The sequence below is a fragment of the Ruegeria sp. G10 genome (assembly GCF_056533645.1).
On record NZ_JBQFOQ010000001.1, the window covers coordinates 225,989 to 242,939 of the forward strand.

14 protein-coding genes are annotated in these 16,951 nt (G+C 60.6%); 10 read left to right on the forward strand and 4 right to left on the reverse strand.

Features of this window, described 5'->3' with window-relative positions; genetic code table 11:
• The first annotated feature begins 9 nt into the window (after positions 1 to 9).
• From ACR0KM_RS01075 to mdoH, 3 genes are read left to right on the forward strand one after another with little or no spacing between them, the layout of a single operon-like run.
• Positions 10 to 1,227 (forward strand): OpgC family protein, encoded by a 1,218-nt coding sequence (locus ACR0KM_RS01075; RefSeq protein WP_480857113.1) that lies wholly within the window; start codon positions 10 to 12, stop codon positions 1,225 to 1,227.
• A complete protein-coding gene (locus tag ACR0KM_RS01080) occupies positions 1,224 to 2,723 on the forward strand; it encodes an OpgD/OpgG family glucan biosynthesis protein (protein ID WP_480819525.1) in 1,500 nt (499 codons plus the stop codon). The genes ACR0KM_RS01075 and ACR0KM_RS01080 overlap by 4 nt, the downstream gene beginning before the upstream one ends.
• On the forward strand, positions 2,720 to 4,591 hold the full coding sequence (mdoH, locus tag ACR0KM_RS01085; protein ID WP_480857111.1) for a glucans biosynthesis glucosyltransferase MdoH: 1,872 nt from the start codon (positions 2,720 to 2,722) through the stop codon (positions 4,589 to 4,591). The genes ACR0KM_RS01080 and mdoH overlap by 4 nt, the downstream gene beginning before the upstream one ends.
• Here the strand turns inward: mdoH and ACR0KM_RS01090 are convergent, their stop codons facing one another.
• On the reverse strand, positions 4,592 to 5,416 hold the full coding sequence (locus ACR0KM_RS01090) for a CE1 family esterase (protein ID WP_480819523.1): 825 nt from the start codon (positions 5,414 to 5,416) through the stop codon (positions 4,592 to 4,594).
• Positions 5,416 to 5,886: a rhodanese-like domain-containing protein gene (locus ACR0KM_RS01095; protein WP_480819522.1), complete on the reverse strand. Its 471-nt coding sequence runs from the start codon at positions 5,884 to 5,886 to the stop codon at positions 5,416 to 5,418. The genes ACR0KM_RS01090 and ACR0KM_RS01095 overlap by 1 nt, the downstream gene beginning before the upstream one ends.
• Before the next feature lie 219 nt (positions 5,887 to 6,105).
• Between ACR0KM_RS01095 and ACR0KM_RS01100 the strand changes: the two genes are divergently transcribed.
• The 7 genes from ACR0KM_RS01100 to selD are packed head-to-tail and all read left to right on the forward strand — an operon-like array spanning position 6,106 to position 14,192.
• A complete protein-coding gene (locus tag ACR0KM_RS01100; protein ID WP_480857109.1) occupies positions 6,106 to 8,976 on the forward strand; it encodes a monovalent cation/H+ antiporter subunit A in 2,871 nt (956 codons plus the stop codon).
• Positions 8,976 to 9,335, forward strand: a complete 360-nt coding sequence (locus ACR0KM_RS01105; RefSeq protein WP_480819520.1) for a Na+/H+ antiporter subunit C — start codon at positions 8,976 to 8,978, stop codon at positions 9,333 to 9,335. Before ACR0KM_RS01100 ends, ACR0KM_RS01105 begins: the two co-directional genes overlap by 1 nt.
• Entirely contained in the window at positions 9,332 to 10,870 is a 1,539-nt protein-coding gene (locus ACR0KM_RS01110) for a monovalent cation/H+ antiporter subunit D (RefSeq protein WP_480857107.1), read from the forward strand. Before ACR0KM_RS01105 ends, ACR0KM_RS01110 begins: the two co-directional genes overlap by 4 nt.
• Entirely contained in the window at positions 10,867 to 11,367 is a 501-nt protein-coding gene (locus ACR0KM_RS01115) for a Na+/H+ antiporter subunit E (protein WP_480857105.1), read from the forward strand. Before ACR0KM_RS01110 ends, ACR0KM_RS01115 begins: the two co-directional genes overlap by 4 nt.
• Entirely contained in the window at positions 11,364 to 11,633 is a 270-nt protein-coding gene (locus ACR0KM_RS01120; protein WP_480857104.1) for a K+/H+ antiporter subunit F, read from the forward strand. The genes ACR0KM_RS01115 and ACR0KM_RS01120 overlap by 4 nt, the downstream gene beginning before the upstream one ends.
• A gap of 7 nt (positions 11,634 to 11,640) precedes the next feature.
• Positions 11,641 to 12,027 (forward strand): Na+/H+ antiporter subunit G, encoded by a 387-nt coding sequence (locus ACR0KM_RS01125; protein ID WP_480819516.1) that lies wholly within the window; start codon positions 11,641 to 11,643, stop codon positions 12,025 to 12,027.
• A 5-nt stretch (positions 12,028 to 12,032) separates the two neighbouring features.
• Entirely contained in the window at positions 12,033 to 14,192 is a 2,160-nt protein-coding gene (gene selD, locus ACR0KM_RS01130) for a selenide, water dikinase SelD (RefSeq protein ID WP_480857103.1), read from the forward strand.
• Here the strand turns inward: selD and mnmH are convergent.
• Both mnmH and ACR0KM_RS01140 read right to left on the reverse strand, forming a co-directional pair.
• The gene (gene mnmH / locus ACR0KM_RS01135) at positions 14,183 to 15,235 is read right to left on the reverse strand and encodes a tRNA 2-selenouridine(34) synthase MnmH (RefSeq protein WP_480857102.1); all 1,053 of its coding nucleotides are present in this window, start codon (positions 15,233 to 15,235) and stop codon (positions 14,183 to 14,185) included. The two genes, selD and mnmH, sit on opposite strands and share 10 nt — an antisense overlap.
• A gap of 73 nt (positions 15,236 to 15,308) precedes the next feature.
• On the reverse strand, positions 15,309 to 16,892 hold the full coding sequence (locus tag ACR0KM_RS01140) for a bifunctional metallophosphatase/5'-nucleotidase (protein ID WP_480857622.1): 1,584 nt from the start codon (positions 16,890 to 16,892) through the stop codon (positions 15,309 to 15,311).
• Between the last annotated feature and the right edge of the window lie 59 nt (positions 16,893 to 16,951).

Sequence of the window (16,951 nt, forward strand, 5' to 3'; positions counted from 1 at the left end):
CAGAACTGTATGGCGACTGCATCGCCCGCTTCTGATTTTGCTCCGGTGGCTTCTGCGGCAGCCACCCCTGCCCGTACGCGCGATCCGCGTCTGGATTTCTATCGCGGCATTGCGATGTTCATCATTCTGATCGCGCATATTCCAAACGATCCATGGGCCAAGTGGATTCCCGCCCGGTTCGGGTTTTCGGACGCGACCGAGATCTTCGTTTTCTGCTCAGGCATGGCCTCGGCCATTGCCTTTGGCGGCGCGTTCATGCGCAAGGGATGGTGGATGGGCACCGCCCGCGTGACGTTCCGCATCTGGCAGGTCTACTGGGCCCATATCTGCCTGTTCTTCTTCGTTGCCATGTCCATGGCTGCGTTGAACGAAAGCGGGTTGTTCGAGAAAAACTATATTGCCTCTCTGAACCTGCAGCATTTCTTCAACGATCCGGCCTCGCAGATCGTGGGGCTGTTCACCCTGACCTATGTGCCGAACTACTTTGACATCCTGCCGATGTATCTGGTGGTTCTGGCGATGATGCCGCTGTTCATGGGTCTCTACCGCATCGGATTCTGGGCTGTTGCAGCGGCTTCGGTCACGATCTGGCTGGTGGCGCAGACCGGAATACTGGCCCTGCCGGCCGAGCCGTGGTCGGATCGCCAATGGTTCTTTAACCCGTTTGGCTGGCAATTGCTGTTCTTCACCGGTTTTGCCTTCATGCGCGGATGGATCCCGGCCCCTCCGGTGTCGAAAACCCTGATCTGGGCGGCGGCGCTGTTCCTGATCTTCTCGATGCCGTTTGGGTCGTGGAAAGTGTTCACCTGGATCAATGCTGCAGCGCCCGATCTGGCGGATGAAATACGCAAGGTCTGGCCAATCACGAAGGAATTCCGCGACAAGACCGACTTTGGCCTGTTCCGGTATCTGCACTTCCTGTCACTGGCCTATCTGGGCTGGGTCGTCGCCGGTGAGCACGGCCATCGCCTGATCGCCACCGGCCATGGCGCGGCTGCGCGGGTCTGGCAGGCCTTACTGACCGTGATCACCAAAGTGGGTCAGCAATCGCTGGCGGTGTTCGTATTTTCCATGGCAGCAGCACGGCTTATCGGCGTCGGACTGGACCTGAGTGGGCGGGATGTTGCCAGTGTCTTTGTCGCTAACATGATTGGCTTTGCCATGATCATCGGCGTGGCTTATCTGGCCGCTTGGTTCAAGTCTCAACCCTGGAAATCGAAGAAATGAATTTTACCCGCCGCGCATTTCTCGCCTCATCAACGGCTCTAGCCTTTGCCCCGGCTGCCTATGCAACAGGCGGAGAGAGCCCGTTCAGCCGTGATGACGTCATCGCCATGGCCCGCGATCTGGCCAGCCGCGACTATGCCGAGCGTGAGATGGTCCCGCAGGAATGGCAGGATCTGACGTACCAGCAATACCGATCCATCCGGTTCCGGCTGGACCGTGCGCTCTGGTACGAGACTGAGACCCCTTTCAACGTCGATTTCTTCACACCGGGCCTGTACTTCCCACGCACCGTCAAGGTGCACACGGTCGAAGATGGTGTGACTACGCCAGTCAGTTTCGATCTGGCGATGTTCGACAAATCCGAAGACGTGCCCAAGCTGCCGATCGACGACACGCTGGGCTTTTCCGGCCTGCGCCTGCGCACCGAAATGCACCGACCGGGTGAGACCGATGAATTCTGCGTCTGGCAAGGGGCCAGCTATTTCCGCGCCATTGGTCTGCATGAGGTTTATGGCCTCTCGGCCCGTGGTCTGGCGCTTAAAACCGGCGACCCGGATGGTGAAGAATTCCCCGAATTCATCCGCTTCTGGCTGGAGCGTCCCAAACCGGGTCAGCGCAACATGATCGTGCACGCCCTGATGGACAGCCCCAGCGTCACCGGGGCCTATCGTTTCAACGTCACCGCCGGGGCCGACTGCGTAATGGATGTCGAGGCGACGCTGTTTCCGCGCACCGAACTGCCCCATGTCGGCATCGCGCCCGGCACGTCGATGTTCCTGTTCGACCAGACCAACCACAGCCGGTTCGACGATTTCCGCCCCGCCGTCCACGACAGCGACGGCCTGTTGATCCGCAACGGTGCCGGAGAAGTCCTGTGGCGACCACTGGCCAACCCGACCCGCCTGCAAATCTCGTCTTTCGTAGACACGAACCCGCGCGGCTTTGGCCTGATGCAGCGGAAGCGCAAGTTCTCGGACTATGCGGACCTTGAGGCGAATTATCACAAACGCCCGGGCCTTTGGGTCGAACCCAATGGCGATTGGGGCAAAGGCACCGTCACGCTGGTCGAAATCCCGGCGGATCAGGAAATTTATGACAATATCGTCGCCTATTGGCGCCCGATGGAGCCCTACGCGGCTGGCAGCCAGATTGATCTGTCCTATCGCCTGATCTGGGGTGAGGAACCTCAGCGCACGCCGATGCCGCGCGTGATCAACACTGCAATGGGTGACAATACGTTCGGCGAGGGCCGTCTGGCCGTGATCGATTTCGAGGACAGCGAGTTGTTCGAGGACCCCGAAGCCATCTCCATTTTCGTGGACTCGCCCCATGCCGAAACCTCTGACGGTGTGCTGCAGCGCAACCCGGATACCGGCGGTCTGCGACTGGCGTTCTCGTTCGAACCCGGCGACCGCACCTATGTGGAACTGCGCGCGCAGCTTCTGAAAGACAAACAGCCGGCGTCCGAGGTCTGGCTTTACCGTTGGACCACATGAGCCGCGATCTGCATATCATGCCGCCCGAGGCCCCGCTGGCGATGCCCGCGCAGAACTTTGCGCAGGGCTTCCGCGATGCGCAGGTGCCTGCAGGGGGGCGTAAACCCTCGTCGGGGTTCTGGCGTGCGCTGGCCTTTTCCCCGGCTATGGCGGCGGCTCTGGGTCTGCTCTGGGTCATGTCCGATTGGTTCAGCGCCGAAGGGATCAATCTGGTCGAAGGCATTCTGCTGACGCTGATCTCGTTCAACTTCTTCTGGATTTCCTTCACGGTCTGCACTGTGCTGCTGGGGATGATCTCGCTGTCCCGGCAAGAGCAGCCCAAGCGCGAAACCCGCCCGCAACCCCTGCGCGTGGCGCTGCTAACGCCGGTCTACAACGAGGTGCCGTGGAACGTGCTGGGCAATGCCCGCACGATGCTGGAGGACTTGCAGAAACGCGGTGGTCAGCATCACTATGCCATGTTCATCCTGTCCGACACGCGCGACCCCGAGATCGCCGCGCAGGAACAGGCCAGCGTCGAGGCGCTGCGCACCACGTTGGCCCCCGGTCTGGAACTCTATTACCGCCGCCGTCCTGAAAACACAGACCGCAAGGTCGGAAACATCGCCGATTGGGTCAGCCGCTGGGGCGCGGATTGGGATGCGATGCTGGTGTTGGATGCCGACAGCCTGATGACCGGCCGCGCAATCAGCCGCCTGACCGACGCGCTGGCGCGCGATCCTCGCGCAGGCCTGATCCAGAGCTATCCACAATTGATCGGTGCGCAATCGGTCTTTGCCCGGATGCAGCAGTTCGCCAATGGTGTCTATGGCATCGCCTTCGCCGAGGGCCTCGCGCGTTGGTGCGGGCAAGAGGGCAACTATTGGGGCCACAACGCCATCATCCGCACCCGCGCCTTCGCCTCCAGCGCGGGCCTGCCCAAGCTGCGGTCGCTGGGCGGGCAGGACAAGCTGATCATGAGCCACGATTTTGTTGAGGCCGGGTTGTTGCGCCGTGCCGGATGGGCCGTGCGTTTTCTGCCGCGCATTCGCGGGTCCTATGAAGAAACACCGCCCACCCTCATTGACCACGCCATGCGCGACCGCCGCTGGTGCCAGGGCAATCTGCAGCACCTGAAGCTGCTGGGCTCGACCGGGTTCCGCGCTGTGTCACGCTTCCATATGTTCCACGGCGCGGTCGGCTATCTGATGTCGCCGCTGTGGTTCGCGCTGCTGGTGATGTGGGCGCTGATCGGTCAGGGCGAGGACGCCTCGGTTCTGCACTATTTCAGCCCGGACAACCCGCTGTTCCCGCAATGGCCCGAGATGTCCGAAACCCGCCATGTGCTGATCATTCTCGTAATGTACGCGATGCTGCTGGCCCCCAAGGTTCTGGGCGTTGCAGCCCTGCCCCTCAGCGGTGTGCGCTATTCTGATTTCGGCGGCACACGCAAGTTCTTCACCTCGTTTCTGTCCGAAGTCATTTTGTCGATTCTCTATGCCCCGATCCTGATGGTGCAGCAGATGATCGCCGTGTTCCGCACCGCCTTGGGCCTGCAAAAGGGCTGGTCGCCGCAGGCGCGCGATGGCGGCAGTTATGGGCTGCGCACATTGATCCTGTGCCACACGCTGGAAACCATCAGCGGTGTCGCGCTGAGCGTTGGTATCCTCGCCGGTCTGGTCTCGGTCTGGCTGGCCCCGATTGCAATCAGCCTTGCGCTGGCCATCCCGCTCTCGGCGCTCAGCGGTGTGTCGGCGGGCGCCGCGCGCCGCATGGTCGGGATGCGAGAAGATGTCAGCGAGCCCGCCATCACCCGCTCGGCCCGGCGCTATCGGGATGAGTTGAAGCGGCTGATCGAAGGCAAGGGCATTGTCACCCCGGCCGAGTAATCAGCCGCCCGGCAACCTTTCGTACCAGTCCACCATCATATCAGCCCACCCCTGCGGCACAGTATGTCCGCCGGGGAACAGCGCGAATTCCAGCGCGCTGCCTTCGGCGCACCCCATCCAGTTGCGCCGCAGAAACTGACCTGTGGTCGAAAACCCGCTGGGTTTGGTATCGACACATTCATTGGCGACCCGCCAGATTTCCAGACCGGCGAAAATATCACCCTGATGAAACCGGCCACCGCCCAAAAGCCGGCCTTCCAGTGGTACAACATTGTCGGTCCAGCCATGGGTGTGGAACATGCGCACCGGTCCTGCGCAATCCTCGGGGTGCGGACGCCAGAAACCGCCTGACACCGGCACATAGGCCGAGAAGGTCTCGGGCGCTTCACAGGCGAGATAATTGACCATGAAGCCACCTGCCGAGAAGCCGCCCAGAACAACGCGGTCGCTGTCGATGCCGAACCGTGCAGCCGCGTCTTCGACCGCTTCGCTTAGAAATGCGGTTTCATCACGCTCGCCGAAGCCCGGATAGAAGTTCCAGCTTTTGGTGCCGCCCCGGTCGGGTCGCTCCAGCCCCTCGGGCGCCATAACGGCATAGCCGCGGTCAAGTAACGGATCGACCATGCGGCGATTGTTCATGGTGCCGCTGCCACTGCCACCATATCCGTGCAGGAACACCACCAAGGGCGGGTTGTCTGCATCAGGCAGTTCGATGTGATATTCACCAGACCCTGTCCCACAGGTCCCCTCGTCCGGACCGCATGCAGCGGCTGCCTGTTGCCCCGCAAGCGCCAAACAGAAAGACATCCAATACAGCTTATTCATCACGTACCCTCAGCGAAAACTTCGACCGGAAGCCCGGCGCGCACCCACCCCGGCCCTGCAGCCGATCCAAGCATACCCTCAGGCACGTCGATGATGTTTGTAAACCCTGCCTCGGTCAGACGGTTGCTCAGCCGGGCCGAGCGCACGCCGCGCGCACAGATCAATGCGACAGGGGCCGAGGTATCTCCGCCGGTCAGTTGCATCAACGCGGATACGAAATCCGCGCGGCGCATATCCAGCGGCCGCGCGCCCTCGCCTATGCCGGTTGAGCGCCACTCGCGAGGGGTGCGGATATCGACCAACAGCACCTCGCCGGAGACAGCCTTGGCATGGGCCTCGGCAACCTGCAACTGACCACCGGCATAATCCTGCGGTGTCAAAAGGTATTCACGGGCGGCAAATCCCGCTGCGATGGCAACGCCGCCGCCCAGCAAAACCCATCTGCGGGTTCTATTTTGTGCGACCACCATGCCGCCTCCCTCTGCCGTGACGGCTTGTTTTAACACAGGGCAAATCGCGACGCTGTCGGGAAATCAGACACCCGGATCAAGTTCGCGTCATTATCACGCAGGTAAATCACATTTAATATGTACCTTTTAGAACCTTTCAAAACCTTGCAATTTCCGAGCAGTCAATAAATTATCCCTAGTAATTCAGTCATCTTGACCGCACAGACCGGAGTATCGCACTTGTCCCTATTCCTTATCGCGGCCCTTCCCTTCCTCGGAGCTGTCTTTCCAGCCCTCCTGATACGGGCAGGACGAAACGCTGCAGCCTCGGCCGCCGGGTTGACCACCTTTCTGGCGTTGATGGGGCTGCTGATCCACATCCCCAGCGTCATGCGCGGAGATGTGGTGACCGCACGCTTTGACTGGATACCAGGCCTTGGTTTGAACGCGAATTTCATGCTGGACGGCCTGGGTTTTCTGTTCGCGCTGCTGATCCTTGGGATTGGCCTGCTGATCATCCTCTATGCGCGGTTCTACCTGTCGCGCGAAGATCCGATGGGGCAGTTCTACACCTATTTGCTTCTGTTTCAGGGCGCGATGGTCGGGATCGTTCTGTCCGACAACATCCTGCTTCTGCTTATTTTCTGGGAACTTACGTCTCTCAGCTCATTCCTGCTGATCGGTTATTGGAAACATCTGCCCGAGGGGCGGCAAGGTGCGCGCATGGCACTGGCCGTCACCGGTTCAGGCGGTTTGGCGATGATCGCGGGGATGCTAATCCTCGGCAATATCGTGGGATCCTATGACCTGAGCGTCATTCTACAGAACAAAGAGCTGATCCAGAACTCACCCTACTACTTGCCCGCGCTGATCCTGATTCTGCTGGGTTGTTTCACCAAGTCCGCTCAGTTCCCGTTCCACTTCTGGCTGCCGCACGCCATGGCCGCGCCAACCCCTGTCTCGGCCTATCTGCACTCGGCCACGATGGTGAAGGCCGGTCTGTTCCTGATGGCACGGATGTGGCCCGTTTTGGCGGGCACCGATGCGTGGTTCTATATCGTGGCCACGACGGGTCTGATCACCATGTTGCTGGGCGCGGTCATCGCGCTGTTCAAGGATGATCTCAAGGCGCTTCTGGCGTTTTCGACGGTCTCGCATCTGGGTCTGGTGACCATGCTGCTGGGCTTTGGCACCAAGTTCGCTGCCGTTGCCGCCGTGTTCCACATCATCAACCACGCAACGTTCAAAGCGGCCCTGTTCATGACCGCCGGGATCGTCGATCACGAGGCCGGAACGCGCGATATCAAACGACTGGGCGGGCTGCGCCACCTGATGCCGATCACCTTTACCATCGGCACCATCGCAGCCTTGTCGATGGCCGGTCTGCCACCGCTGAACGGGTTCCTGTCAAAAGAAATGATGCTTGAGGAAACCGTGCACACCACGTGGCTGAACACCCATTATCTGGTGCCCGGTCTGGCGCTGCTGGCGGCGCTGTTTTCAGCAGCCTATTCCTTCCGGTTCATCAGCCATGTGTTTCTGGGGGAAACGCGCGACGACTACCCGGCGCACCCGCATGACCCGCCTGTTGGCCTTTGGCTGGCCCCGGCTTTCCTTGTCGTGCTGGTGATCCTGATCGGCCTGTATTCGGCCGCCATCGTAGGCCCTCTGGTCGCGGTTGTGGCCAGCGCCGTGATCGGCGGCGAAAAGCTGCCCTATTACTCGCTGAAACTGTGGCACGGCTTTACGCCCGCGCTTTATATGTCCGTTGTCGCGACGCTTGGCGGCCTGTTTCTGCTGTCACTGCACAAGCGTGGGGATCAGATCTGGAACGCGCTGCCCCGTCCCGAAGCCAAGGTGATTTTCGAGGCACTCATCGCGGCGCTGACCCGCGCCAGCCGCTGGATCACGGACGAGTTGCACAACGGTGTCCTCAGCCGCTATGCGATCATCTTCGTCGCCTTCACCGTGGGTTTGGGCTATTATGCCTATTCCACCGGTACCATTGGCGTCGAAACGCGGGTGCCGCTAGAGCCCCAGATCATTCCGATCATCGGCTGGATCTGTCTGATTGTCGCGACGCTGGCGATCATGTGGTTCCATCGCAACCGTTTGCTGTCTCTGGTGCTGATCGGGGTGGTCGGCCTGATCGTTTCGATGGCCTTCAACTATCTTTCGGCCCCGGATCTGGCGCTTACGCAGATCTCGGTAGAAGTCGTCACGATGATCCTTCTCTTGCTGTCGCTGAACTTCTTGCCGACCGAGACCCCATGGGACAGCAGCGCGGCGCGGCGCTGGCGCGATGCCGCGATCTCGGTGATTGCGGGGATCGGCTCGGGCGCATTGATCTATGCGCTGATGATGCGGGATTTCGCCTTTCCGACGATCTCGGAATTCCATCTGGCCAATTCCTACAAAGGCGGTGGCGGCACCAATGTCGTAAACGTGATCCTCGTCGATTTCCGTGGCTTTGATACCTTTGGCGAGATCATCGTGCTGGGCATCGCCGCACTGATCATCTTTGCCCTGACCGAGGCGGTTCTGGGCACCAATGTTCGAAGCTATCTGTTGAACCGCAAACCGCATTGGCCGCAATCGGGGGATTCGCACCCGCTGATGATGGTCGTCGTCACCCGCGTGATGATGCCCATCGCGCTGATGGTCGGGGCCTATATCTTCTTCCGTGGCCACAACCAGCCCGGAGGTGGCTTTATCGCGGGCCTGATCGTCGCAATTGCGTTCCTGATGCAGTACATGGCCAGTGGCTATACCTGGGCGATCGAGCGACAAAGGTTCTACTACCACGGCACCATCGGCTGGGGCGTGCTGATTGCCGCAGCCACCGGTCTGGGCGCCTGGTTCAACGAACGTCCGTTCCTGACCAGCGATTTCGGCTATATCAACTGGCCCCCGCTGGAAGAGTTCGAATGGGCGACCGCAATCCTGTTCGATACAGGCGTGTTCCTGGCCGTGCTGGGCGCGGTAATGCTGGCCCTAGACAGCCTGTCGCGGTTCGCATGGCAGCCGGGCATGGCACAAGAATTCCCGATGGATATCAACCCGCTGCGGGATGACCCTCAGGACCAAAATAATGAGAAGGAGCAGGCCTGATGGAAGCGCTCGTAGCCTCTGCCGTAGGCGTCATGACCGCCGCCGGGATTTTCCTGATCCTGCGCCGCCGGACTTTCCCCGTGATCCTTGGCCTGTCGCTGATCACCTATGCAGTCAACGTGTTCCTGTTTGCGACCGGGCGGCTGGCGACAAACGCGCCCGCCGTTCTGAACAAATACGAAGACGTCCCGTATACCGATCCGCTGCCACAGGCGCTGGTGCTGACAGCCATTGTGATCTCGTTCGGGATGACGGCCGTGATCGTGATGATCGCGCTGTCGGCCTATCTGTCCTCAAAGGATGACCACATCGACATGAGCGCCAGCGACAGCGTGGACGCGCCGGGAGAAGACGCATGAATCACTGGATCGTTGCGCCGATCGTCCTGCCCGCGATCCTGGCCCCGTTCATCATCATGGTCCTGCGCTATCACCTGGACCTGCAGCGCATCTTCTCGGTCGCGGGCGTTTTCGGTCTGCTGGGCATTGCGCTGACGATTACCGCGCAAGCCGCCGGAGGAGAGGTTCAGGTCTACGAGCTTGGCAACTGGCCCGCCCCTTTCGGTATCGTCATGGTCCTGGACAAGCTATCGGCCATGATGGTGTTGCTGACCGCCCTTCTGGCCCTGCCCATTGTTCTGTATGCCATCGGGTCCGGCTGGGATGAACGCGGCAAACATTTCCACGCGCTGTTTCATTTTCAGCTTATGGGGGTCTGCGGCGCCTTCCTGACCGGCGACGCCTTCAACCTGTTTGTGTTCTTCGAGGTGCTGCTGATCGCCTCTTACGGGCTGATGACCCATGCAGGCGGAGCGGTGAGGTTGAAAGCTGGCGTACAATATGTGGCCTATAACCTGTTGGGCTCGACCCTGTTTCTGTTTGCTCTGGGCACGCTCTATGCTGTGACCGGGACACTGAACATGGCCGATCTGGCTGTCCGTGTTGCCGAGATCCCTCCTGAGGACACCGCCTTGCTGCGGGTCGGCGCAGTTCTGCTGTTGCTGGTGTTCTGTATCAAGGCTGCAGTCCTGCCGCTGCATTTCTGGCTGCCCGCCAGCTATGCCAATGCCCCGCTGCCCGTGGCCGCCCTGTTCGCGATCATGACCAAAGTCGGAGCCTATTCGATCCTGCGCGTCTACACGCTGGTCTTCGGCCCAGAGGTCGCCGCCACCGATGGTCTGGTCGGAACGTGGCTGCAACCCGCAGCCCTGCTGACCTTGGCCGTCGGGGCGATCGGCATTCTGGGATCGCAGCACATCGCGCGGATGGTCGCCTTCTGCGCCATCGCCTCGATGGGCACATTGCTGATCGCGATCTCATTGTTCAATGAGGCGGCGACGGCGGCGGCGCTGTATTACATCTTCCACTCCACACTGGCGACAGCACTGATGTTCCTTGTCGCCGATATGGTGATGGAGCGCCGCGGCGGTGCCATCTCACCGACAGCCCCGATGGCGCAAACCGGGTTGATCTCGGCGCTGTTCTTCGTCGGCGCGATTGCCATGGCGGGTATGCCGCCGTTATCGGGTTTCATCGGTAAGCTGCTGGTTCTGGACGCGTCACGCGGGGCCCCGGATGCCAACGCGGTCTGGGCGGTGATCCTGATCGGGTCCTTTGTCACCATCGTTGGACTGGCCCGCGCCGGGACTATGATCTTCTGGAAAAGCCACGATACGCAGCACAACCCTGCACCCGACCCCGAAGAAGAAGCTGCACCAAAACACGCGCCCGAACCTCATCCGGGTCTCGCCTTTACGTCGGTGTTTGGCGCTGTTTTGGGTCTGGTGCTTCTGACGCTGTTTGCCGGTCCGGCGCTGGATTATGCCAGCGGCACCTCGGCGCAGCTTTTTGCGCCGGATGACTACATCTCGTCAGTGCTGGGAGGAGAGCAATGAGAAAGCTTCTGCACCGCATATTTCCGCACCCTCATCTGACCTTTCTGCTGACATTTGTTTGGGTCCTGCTGGCCAATAACGGGTCCCTGAACTCGCTGGTCTTTGGGTTGCTGCTGGGCATCATCATTCCCTTCATCACCCAGCCCTATTGGCCCGACCGCCCCAAGCTGCGCAACTGGCCGATGGTAGCCGAATACATGCTGGTGGTTCTGTGGGATATCGTGATGGCCAACATCGCGGTCGCCCGGATCATCCTGTTCAAACGCGATGCGGATCGGCAGCCCGGCTTTGTCAGCGTCCCGCTAGAGTTGCGTACGCCCGAAGCCATTACCGTGCTGGCCGGAACCATCACAATGACCCCCGGCACCGTCAGTTGCGATCTGTCCGCGCAGGGGCATTGCCTGCTGGTTCACTGCCTGGACGCCCCCAACCCAGAAGAGGTGCGCGACCAGATCAAGCAACGCTACGAACGCCGCCTGAAGGAGATTTTCGAATGATCACCTATGCGATTTACTTTGCCTTTGCCTGTTTCGGTACAGCCATCATGCTGTGCCTGTATCGGATCATTTCGGCCGAAGGCGTCGGCACCCGCGTTCTGGCGCTGGACACGATGGTGATCAACACCATCGCGCTGTTGATCCTGTACGGGCTGAGTGTCGAGACCGAGATATTCTTCGAATCCGCCATGATAATCGCCATGCTGGGCTTTGTTTCAACGGTGGCTTATGCGCGCTTTATGCTGCGCGGCAATATCATCGAGTGAGGGCGGTATGACATTCATCTTCGAACTGCTCATCGCCTTCTTCCTGATCGTCTCGGGCATTTTCGGTTTTGTCGGCTCGTTCGGTATGATCAAGCTGAAGGATCCAATGTCCCGACTGCACGCCCCCACCAAAGCGACCACGCTGGGGGTGGGCGGCGTCCTGTTGGCCTCGATCGCGCATTCGGTGCTGCTTGAGGGTAAACTGTCGCTGCACGAATTGCTGATCACGCTGTTTTTGTTCCTGACCGCGCCGATCACAGCCCTGTTCATTGCCAAATGGCACATTCACCGCCATGAAAAGCCCGGTGATCTGCCGGACGCGGGCGAGGATGAGCTTTGGGCTACCCACGCGGTCGAACAGGTCGAGGACGTCCCGGACCACAGCACGAACTGAGAGCCATGAAAACACCTCCGCTGCCCCTGACCCGCGATCTGGTTCTGATAGGCGGAGGCCACACCCACGCGCTGCTGCTGCGCAAGTGGGGCATGAACCCACTGCCCGGCGCACGGGTCACGGTGATCAATCCCGGCCCTACCGCGCCCTATTCCGGCATGCTGCCCGGCTTTGTCGCCGGTCACTATGAGCGGTGGGAGTTGGATATCGATCTGGTCCGTCTGGCGCGGTTTGCCGGTGCGCGCGTCATTCTGGGTGCAGTCGACGGGATTGACCCAGATGCGCAGCAGGTCCACGTGCCCGGTCGTCCGCCCGTGGCATTTGATGTCGCCTCGGTCAACGTAGGCATCACCTCGGACATGCCCGCCCTGCCCGGTTTTGCCGACCATGCGGTTCCGGCTAAACCGCTGGGACCGTTTGCGGCGCAATGGGCCGGTTATCTGGCCGGGTCCGGCCCGGCCTCGGTCGCTGTGATTGGCGGCGGCGTCGCGGGCGTCGAACTTGTCATGGCGATGGCGCACGCGCTGCGCAGCAAAGGGCGCAACGCACAGGTGACACTGATCGATAATGCCACGGCATTGACTGCGACGGTCCCAAAGGCCGCCGCCACGATCCGGCAGGCGATGGCGCAGTTGGGTGTTGAGGTTCTTGAACAGAGCACAATCCAACAGATCTCGGCGGGCCAGATCACCCTGAGTGACGGGCGCGAAATCCCTGCCGCGTTCATCACCGGGGCGGCCGGTGCGCGACCCTATGGCTGGATGGCCAGCAGCGGACTAGAGCTTCACGACGGCTATATACGCGTGAACGGCTATCTTCAGTCCAGCGACCCCGCAATTTTCGCCGCCGGAGACTGCGCCCACCTCTCGGAAAACCCACGCCCCAAGGCGGGCGTTTATGCGGTGCGTGAGGCTCCGGTGCTGTTCGACAATCTCAGGGCCGCCTTGGGTGCAGGCAGGATGCGCCGTTACACGCCGCAAAAGGACTATCTGAAGCTTATCTCGCTGGGTGGTAAATCCGCACTGGCCGAACGTCTGGGCACTTCGTTCAGCGGGCCGCTGATGTGGAAGTGGAAAAACCACATCGATCAGAGCTTTATGAACAGGTTCCGCGCGTTGCCAAAAATGCAGGCCCCCACCCTGCCCCGTCTACGCGCCGATGGAATGCACGAGGCACTGGGTGCCAAACCCATGTGCGGGGGCTGCGGCGCCAAGGTTGGACGCGAAGCATTACAGACTGCGTTGCGCGACTTACCAGCACCTGAGCGCGGGGACATAACGCCCCTACCCGGTGACGATGCCGCGCTGTTGAGCACAGGCGGGGCGCGGCAGGTGATGACCTCGGACCACCTGCGCAGCCTGAGCGATGACCCGGTTCTGATGACGCGGATCGCCGCCGTTCATGCGCTTGGCGATATCTGGGCCATGGGCGCACAGCCGCAGGCCGCGACCGCGACGCTTATCCTGACCCGAATGTCGGCAGAGTTGCAGCAACGCACACTGGCCGAAATCATGACCACTGCGGCCGAGGTCATGCGCGACGCCGGGGCCGAGATCGTTGGCGGCCACAGCTCGATGGGGGACGAAATGACCATCGGGTTTACGCTGACCGGCCTGTGCGACACCGATCCGATCACCCTGAGCGGCGCAAAACCCGGCGATGCTTTGATCCTGACCAAACCGATCGGCAGCGGTGTTTTGATGGCCGCCGAAATGGCCGGTGAGGCCGATGGCGACTGGGTTGCGGCAGCTTTCGCGCATATGACGCATCCACAGGCCACGGCCTCTCGCCTGCTGGGTGAGGCCCATGCGATGACCGATGTCACCGGTTTCGGCCTCGCAGGTCATTTGCAGGGGATGTGCGCCGCATCTGGTTGTGGCGCGACTCTGGATCTGAATGCAATCCCCGTGATGCAAGGCGCTTTGGACCTGAGCAAGCAAGGCGTCCGCTCGACCCTTTATGCAGACAACCGCGCGCTTACGCCCGAGCTACCGGAAGGGGGCAAAGCCGACTTGTTGTACGATCCGCAAACTGCCGGCGGGCTGTTGGCCGCACTGCCCACCGATAAAGCGACATTGATCTGTGCAGAGTTAAGGGCTGCGGGCTATCCGGCTGAGATCATCGGACATATGGATCAACAACCCGGTCTGCGCCTTCAAAGCTGATCCAACACCTGCGCAATGCGGTCCGCAGCAGCGGAAAGCCCCTTGTCATCCAAAGACAGGGCTTCAACCTCGGCACAGACCTCCGCCGTTTGCGCCCGACACGATTTTGCATAGGACGGATCGTAGTGCTGCTGCATCAATGCCCGCGTCAGCCCCGGCTTGTCACCCGCATCGATCAGAGCCATCCAACCATCGACAACGTCGTGACCACGATGAGAGCGAAGCGGCGACAGGCGGTCGCGCAATCGTGCTGCATCTGACAGGATATCTTCATAGGCCCTGAGCAGATATGCAGTACGCGCCTCAATCGGCGCCGTGATCCGAATGCGCGACGCGCTGCACAACGCCTTCCAGACCGCGGGCGGCAGGATCAAAGAGCCAATCTTGGACGACTCAGCCTCGACCACCACAGGCCGGTTCGGGTCGAGGCTGCAGAGCGCTTTGGCCAACGCCGATTCGAACGCCTTCTGGCTGGGTTGCCCGCCGGGTTTTTCGCCCAGCAACGATCCGCGGTGATTGGCCAGACCTTCGAGATCAAGAACTTGCACGCCTCGGGACTGAAGATAGCTCAGCAATTCAGTTTTTGCCGTACCGGTATAGCCGTCCAAAGCGACCAGACGATGCGGCAGCGGATCATCGTAAAGGTAGCGCTTCACCAGCCTGCGATAGGTGCGATAACCGCCGTCGACCAGCTCGGCCCGCCAGCCGATTTGCTGCAGCATCCAGACAAATGAACCAGATCTTTGCCCACCGCGCCAGCAATAGACCAGAGGCCGCCAATCGCCTTCATGATGGCTCAGGCTGTTTTCTATATGGCTTGCGGCATTCCGAAACACGAGGGCAGCGCCCAGTTTCCGGGCCAGAAACGGGCTCTGCTGGACATAGATCGTGCCCACCCGCGCCCGTTCGTCATTGTCCAGCACCGGCAGGCTGATGGCACCGGGCAGATGATCTTCGGCGAACTCTGCCGGACTGCGGACATCGATGATGCTGTCAAACGCATGGGCGTAAAGCTGCGGAAGATCGTTGAATTCAAGCGCCATTGCGTTGGCCTATCGTGACTTGCGAAAAAGGCCGCATCCGAGGACGCGGCCTTTGGTGTTTGTCAGGCAGATATCACTTCTGCTTGATACGGCCATCCAGATAAGGCTGATACGGCGCGTTTTCGGCCAGATACTCGGCCGTGACATCCGCCAGATCGGGTCCGAAATCATAGGCGTTCTTGTCATCGCCCGAAAACACGGAATAGCCGTCGCCGCCGTTGCGGACATAGTTGTTGGTGACCACCAGATAAGTCGCCGCCGGATCAATGGGTTCAAAACCACCATCCTTGGCGACCATCACCTCGGTAATGCGGCCTTCGTTCGGGGCGACCGACGGGTCCCAGGTGAAGGTCATACCAGCCACCTGCGGGAAGCGGCCTTTGACCTCTTCCACCTGGCTTACGCCATTCTCCAGCGCGTCGATGACGCCCTGACCGCTGATCTCAAAGGTCGACAGCGTGTTCTGGAAGGGCAGCACCGTCAGCACCTCGCCCATGGTCACCTCGCCCTCGTCAATCGAGGCGCGCAGTCCGCCTGCATTGGCAATCGCGATCTGCGCGCCTTGATCCGCGACGCGCGCCAGCATTGCGTCGGCAACCAGATTGCCCATCTCACATTCCTGCACACGACAGATATCCCGCGACCCCTCGATGGCAGCCCCGGAATTGGCAACGACGCGCTGCTTCATCTCTTCGATCGGGGCACCCATTTCCGCGACGCGTGCAGCGATATCCGCATCCGGGGTGACCGAGGCGTCCAGCAGGATCGGCGCACCCTCTGCGGAAATCAGGTTGCCGTCATCGTCGAATGTCAGCGTGATTTCGCCCAGATATTTCGAATAGGCATAGGCCTGAACAACAGGCACGTCGCCGACCATGGTCGGGTAGGCACCTGCGGCATCCTCATCCGTGTTCGACAGCAAAGTGTGCGAGTGGCCGCCGACCACCAGATCCAGACCGGGCACTTTCTCGGCAATTTCGATGTCCTTGGCCAGACCCACGTGGTTCAGCGCGATGATGATGTTCACACCGTCTTCCTGCAGGGCAGCGACATCAGCCGAGAGGCTGTCGATCTCATCCTGAAACACGACATCTTTACCAGGACTGGACGTCTCAACAGTGTCTGTAGCCAGCGCAGAGATGATGCCTATTTTCTGGCCGCCAACGTCCAATACAACGTGGTTGTCCACCTTACCCTTCAACTCGGCCGACGAGGACAGGTCCAGATTGCCCGAGATTACCGGGAAACTGACCGCATCAATGAACGCCGCCAAACCCGCGGGGCCGTCGTCGAACTCGTGGTTGCCAACCGCCATTACGTCATAGCCGATGGCCTCCATGAACTCGGCTTCTACCGCGCCTTTGTAAGTTGTGTAGAACAGAGAACCCTGGAACGGATCGCCTGCATCCAGCAACAGGACATTTTCATCGGCCAGCTCCGCCCGCTTGGCATCCACCAAAGTTTTCAGGCGCGCCACACCACCGAAACACTTGCCCTCAGCTTCGCCCTCGGCGTCGCAGGTTGAGTCGTATTTGTTGATGGATTCGATCCGGCTGTGCAGATCGTTGGTGTGCAAAATGGTCAACTTGTATTCGGCCGCAGCCATACCGGCAGTCAGGCCCAGAGCGGCAACCGAGGCCAGAAAACGGGTGAACATCATGTAACTCCCTGTGGTTGTTTGACGTGATGGTGCGCCGTGCATCCCGAAGAGTCAAA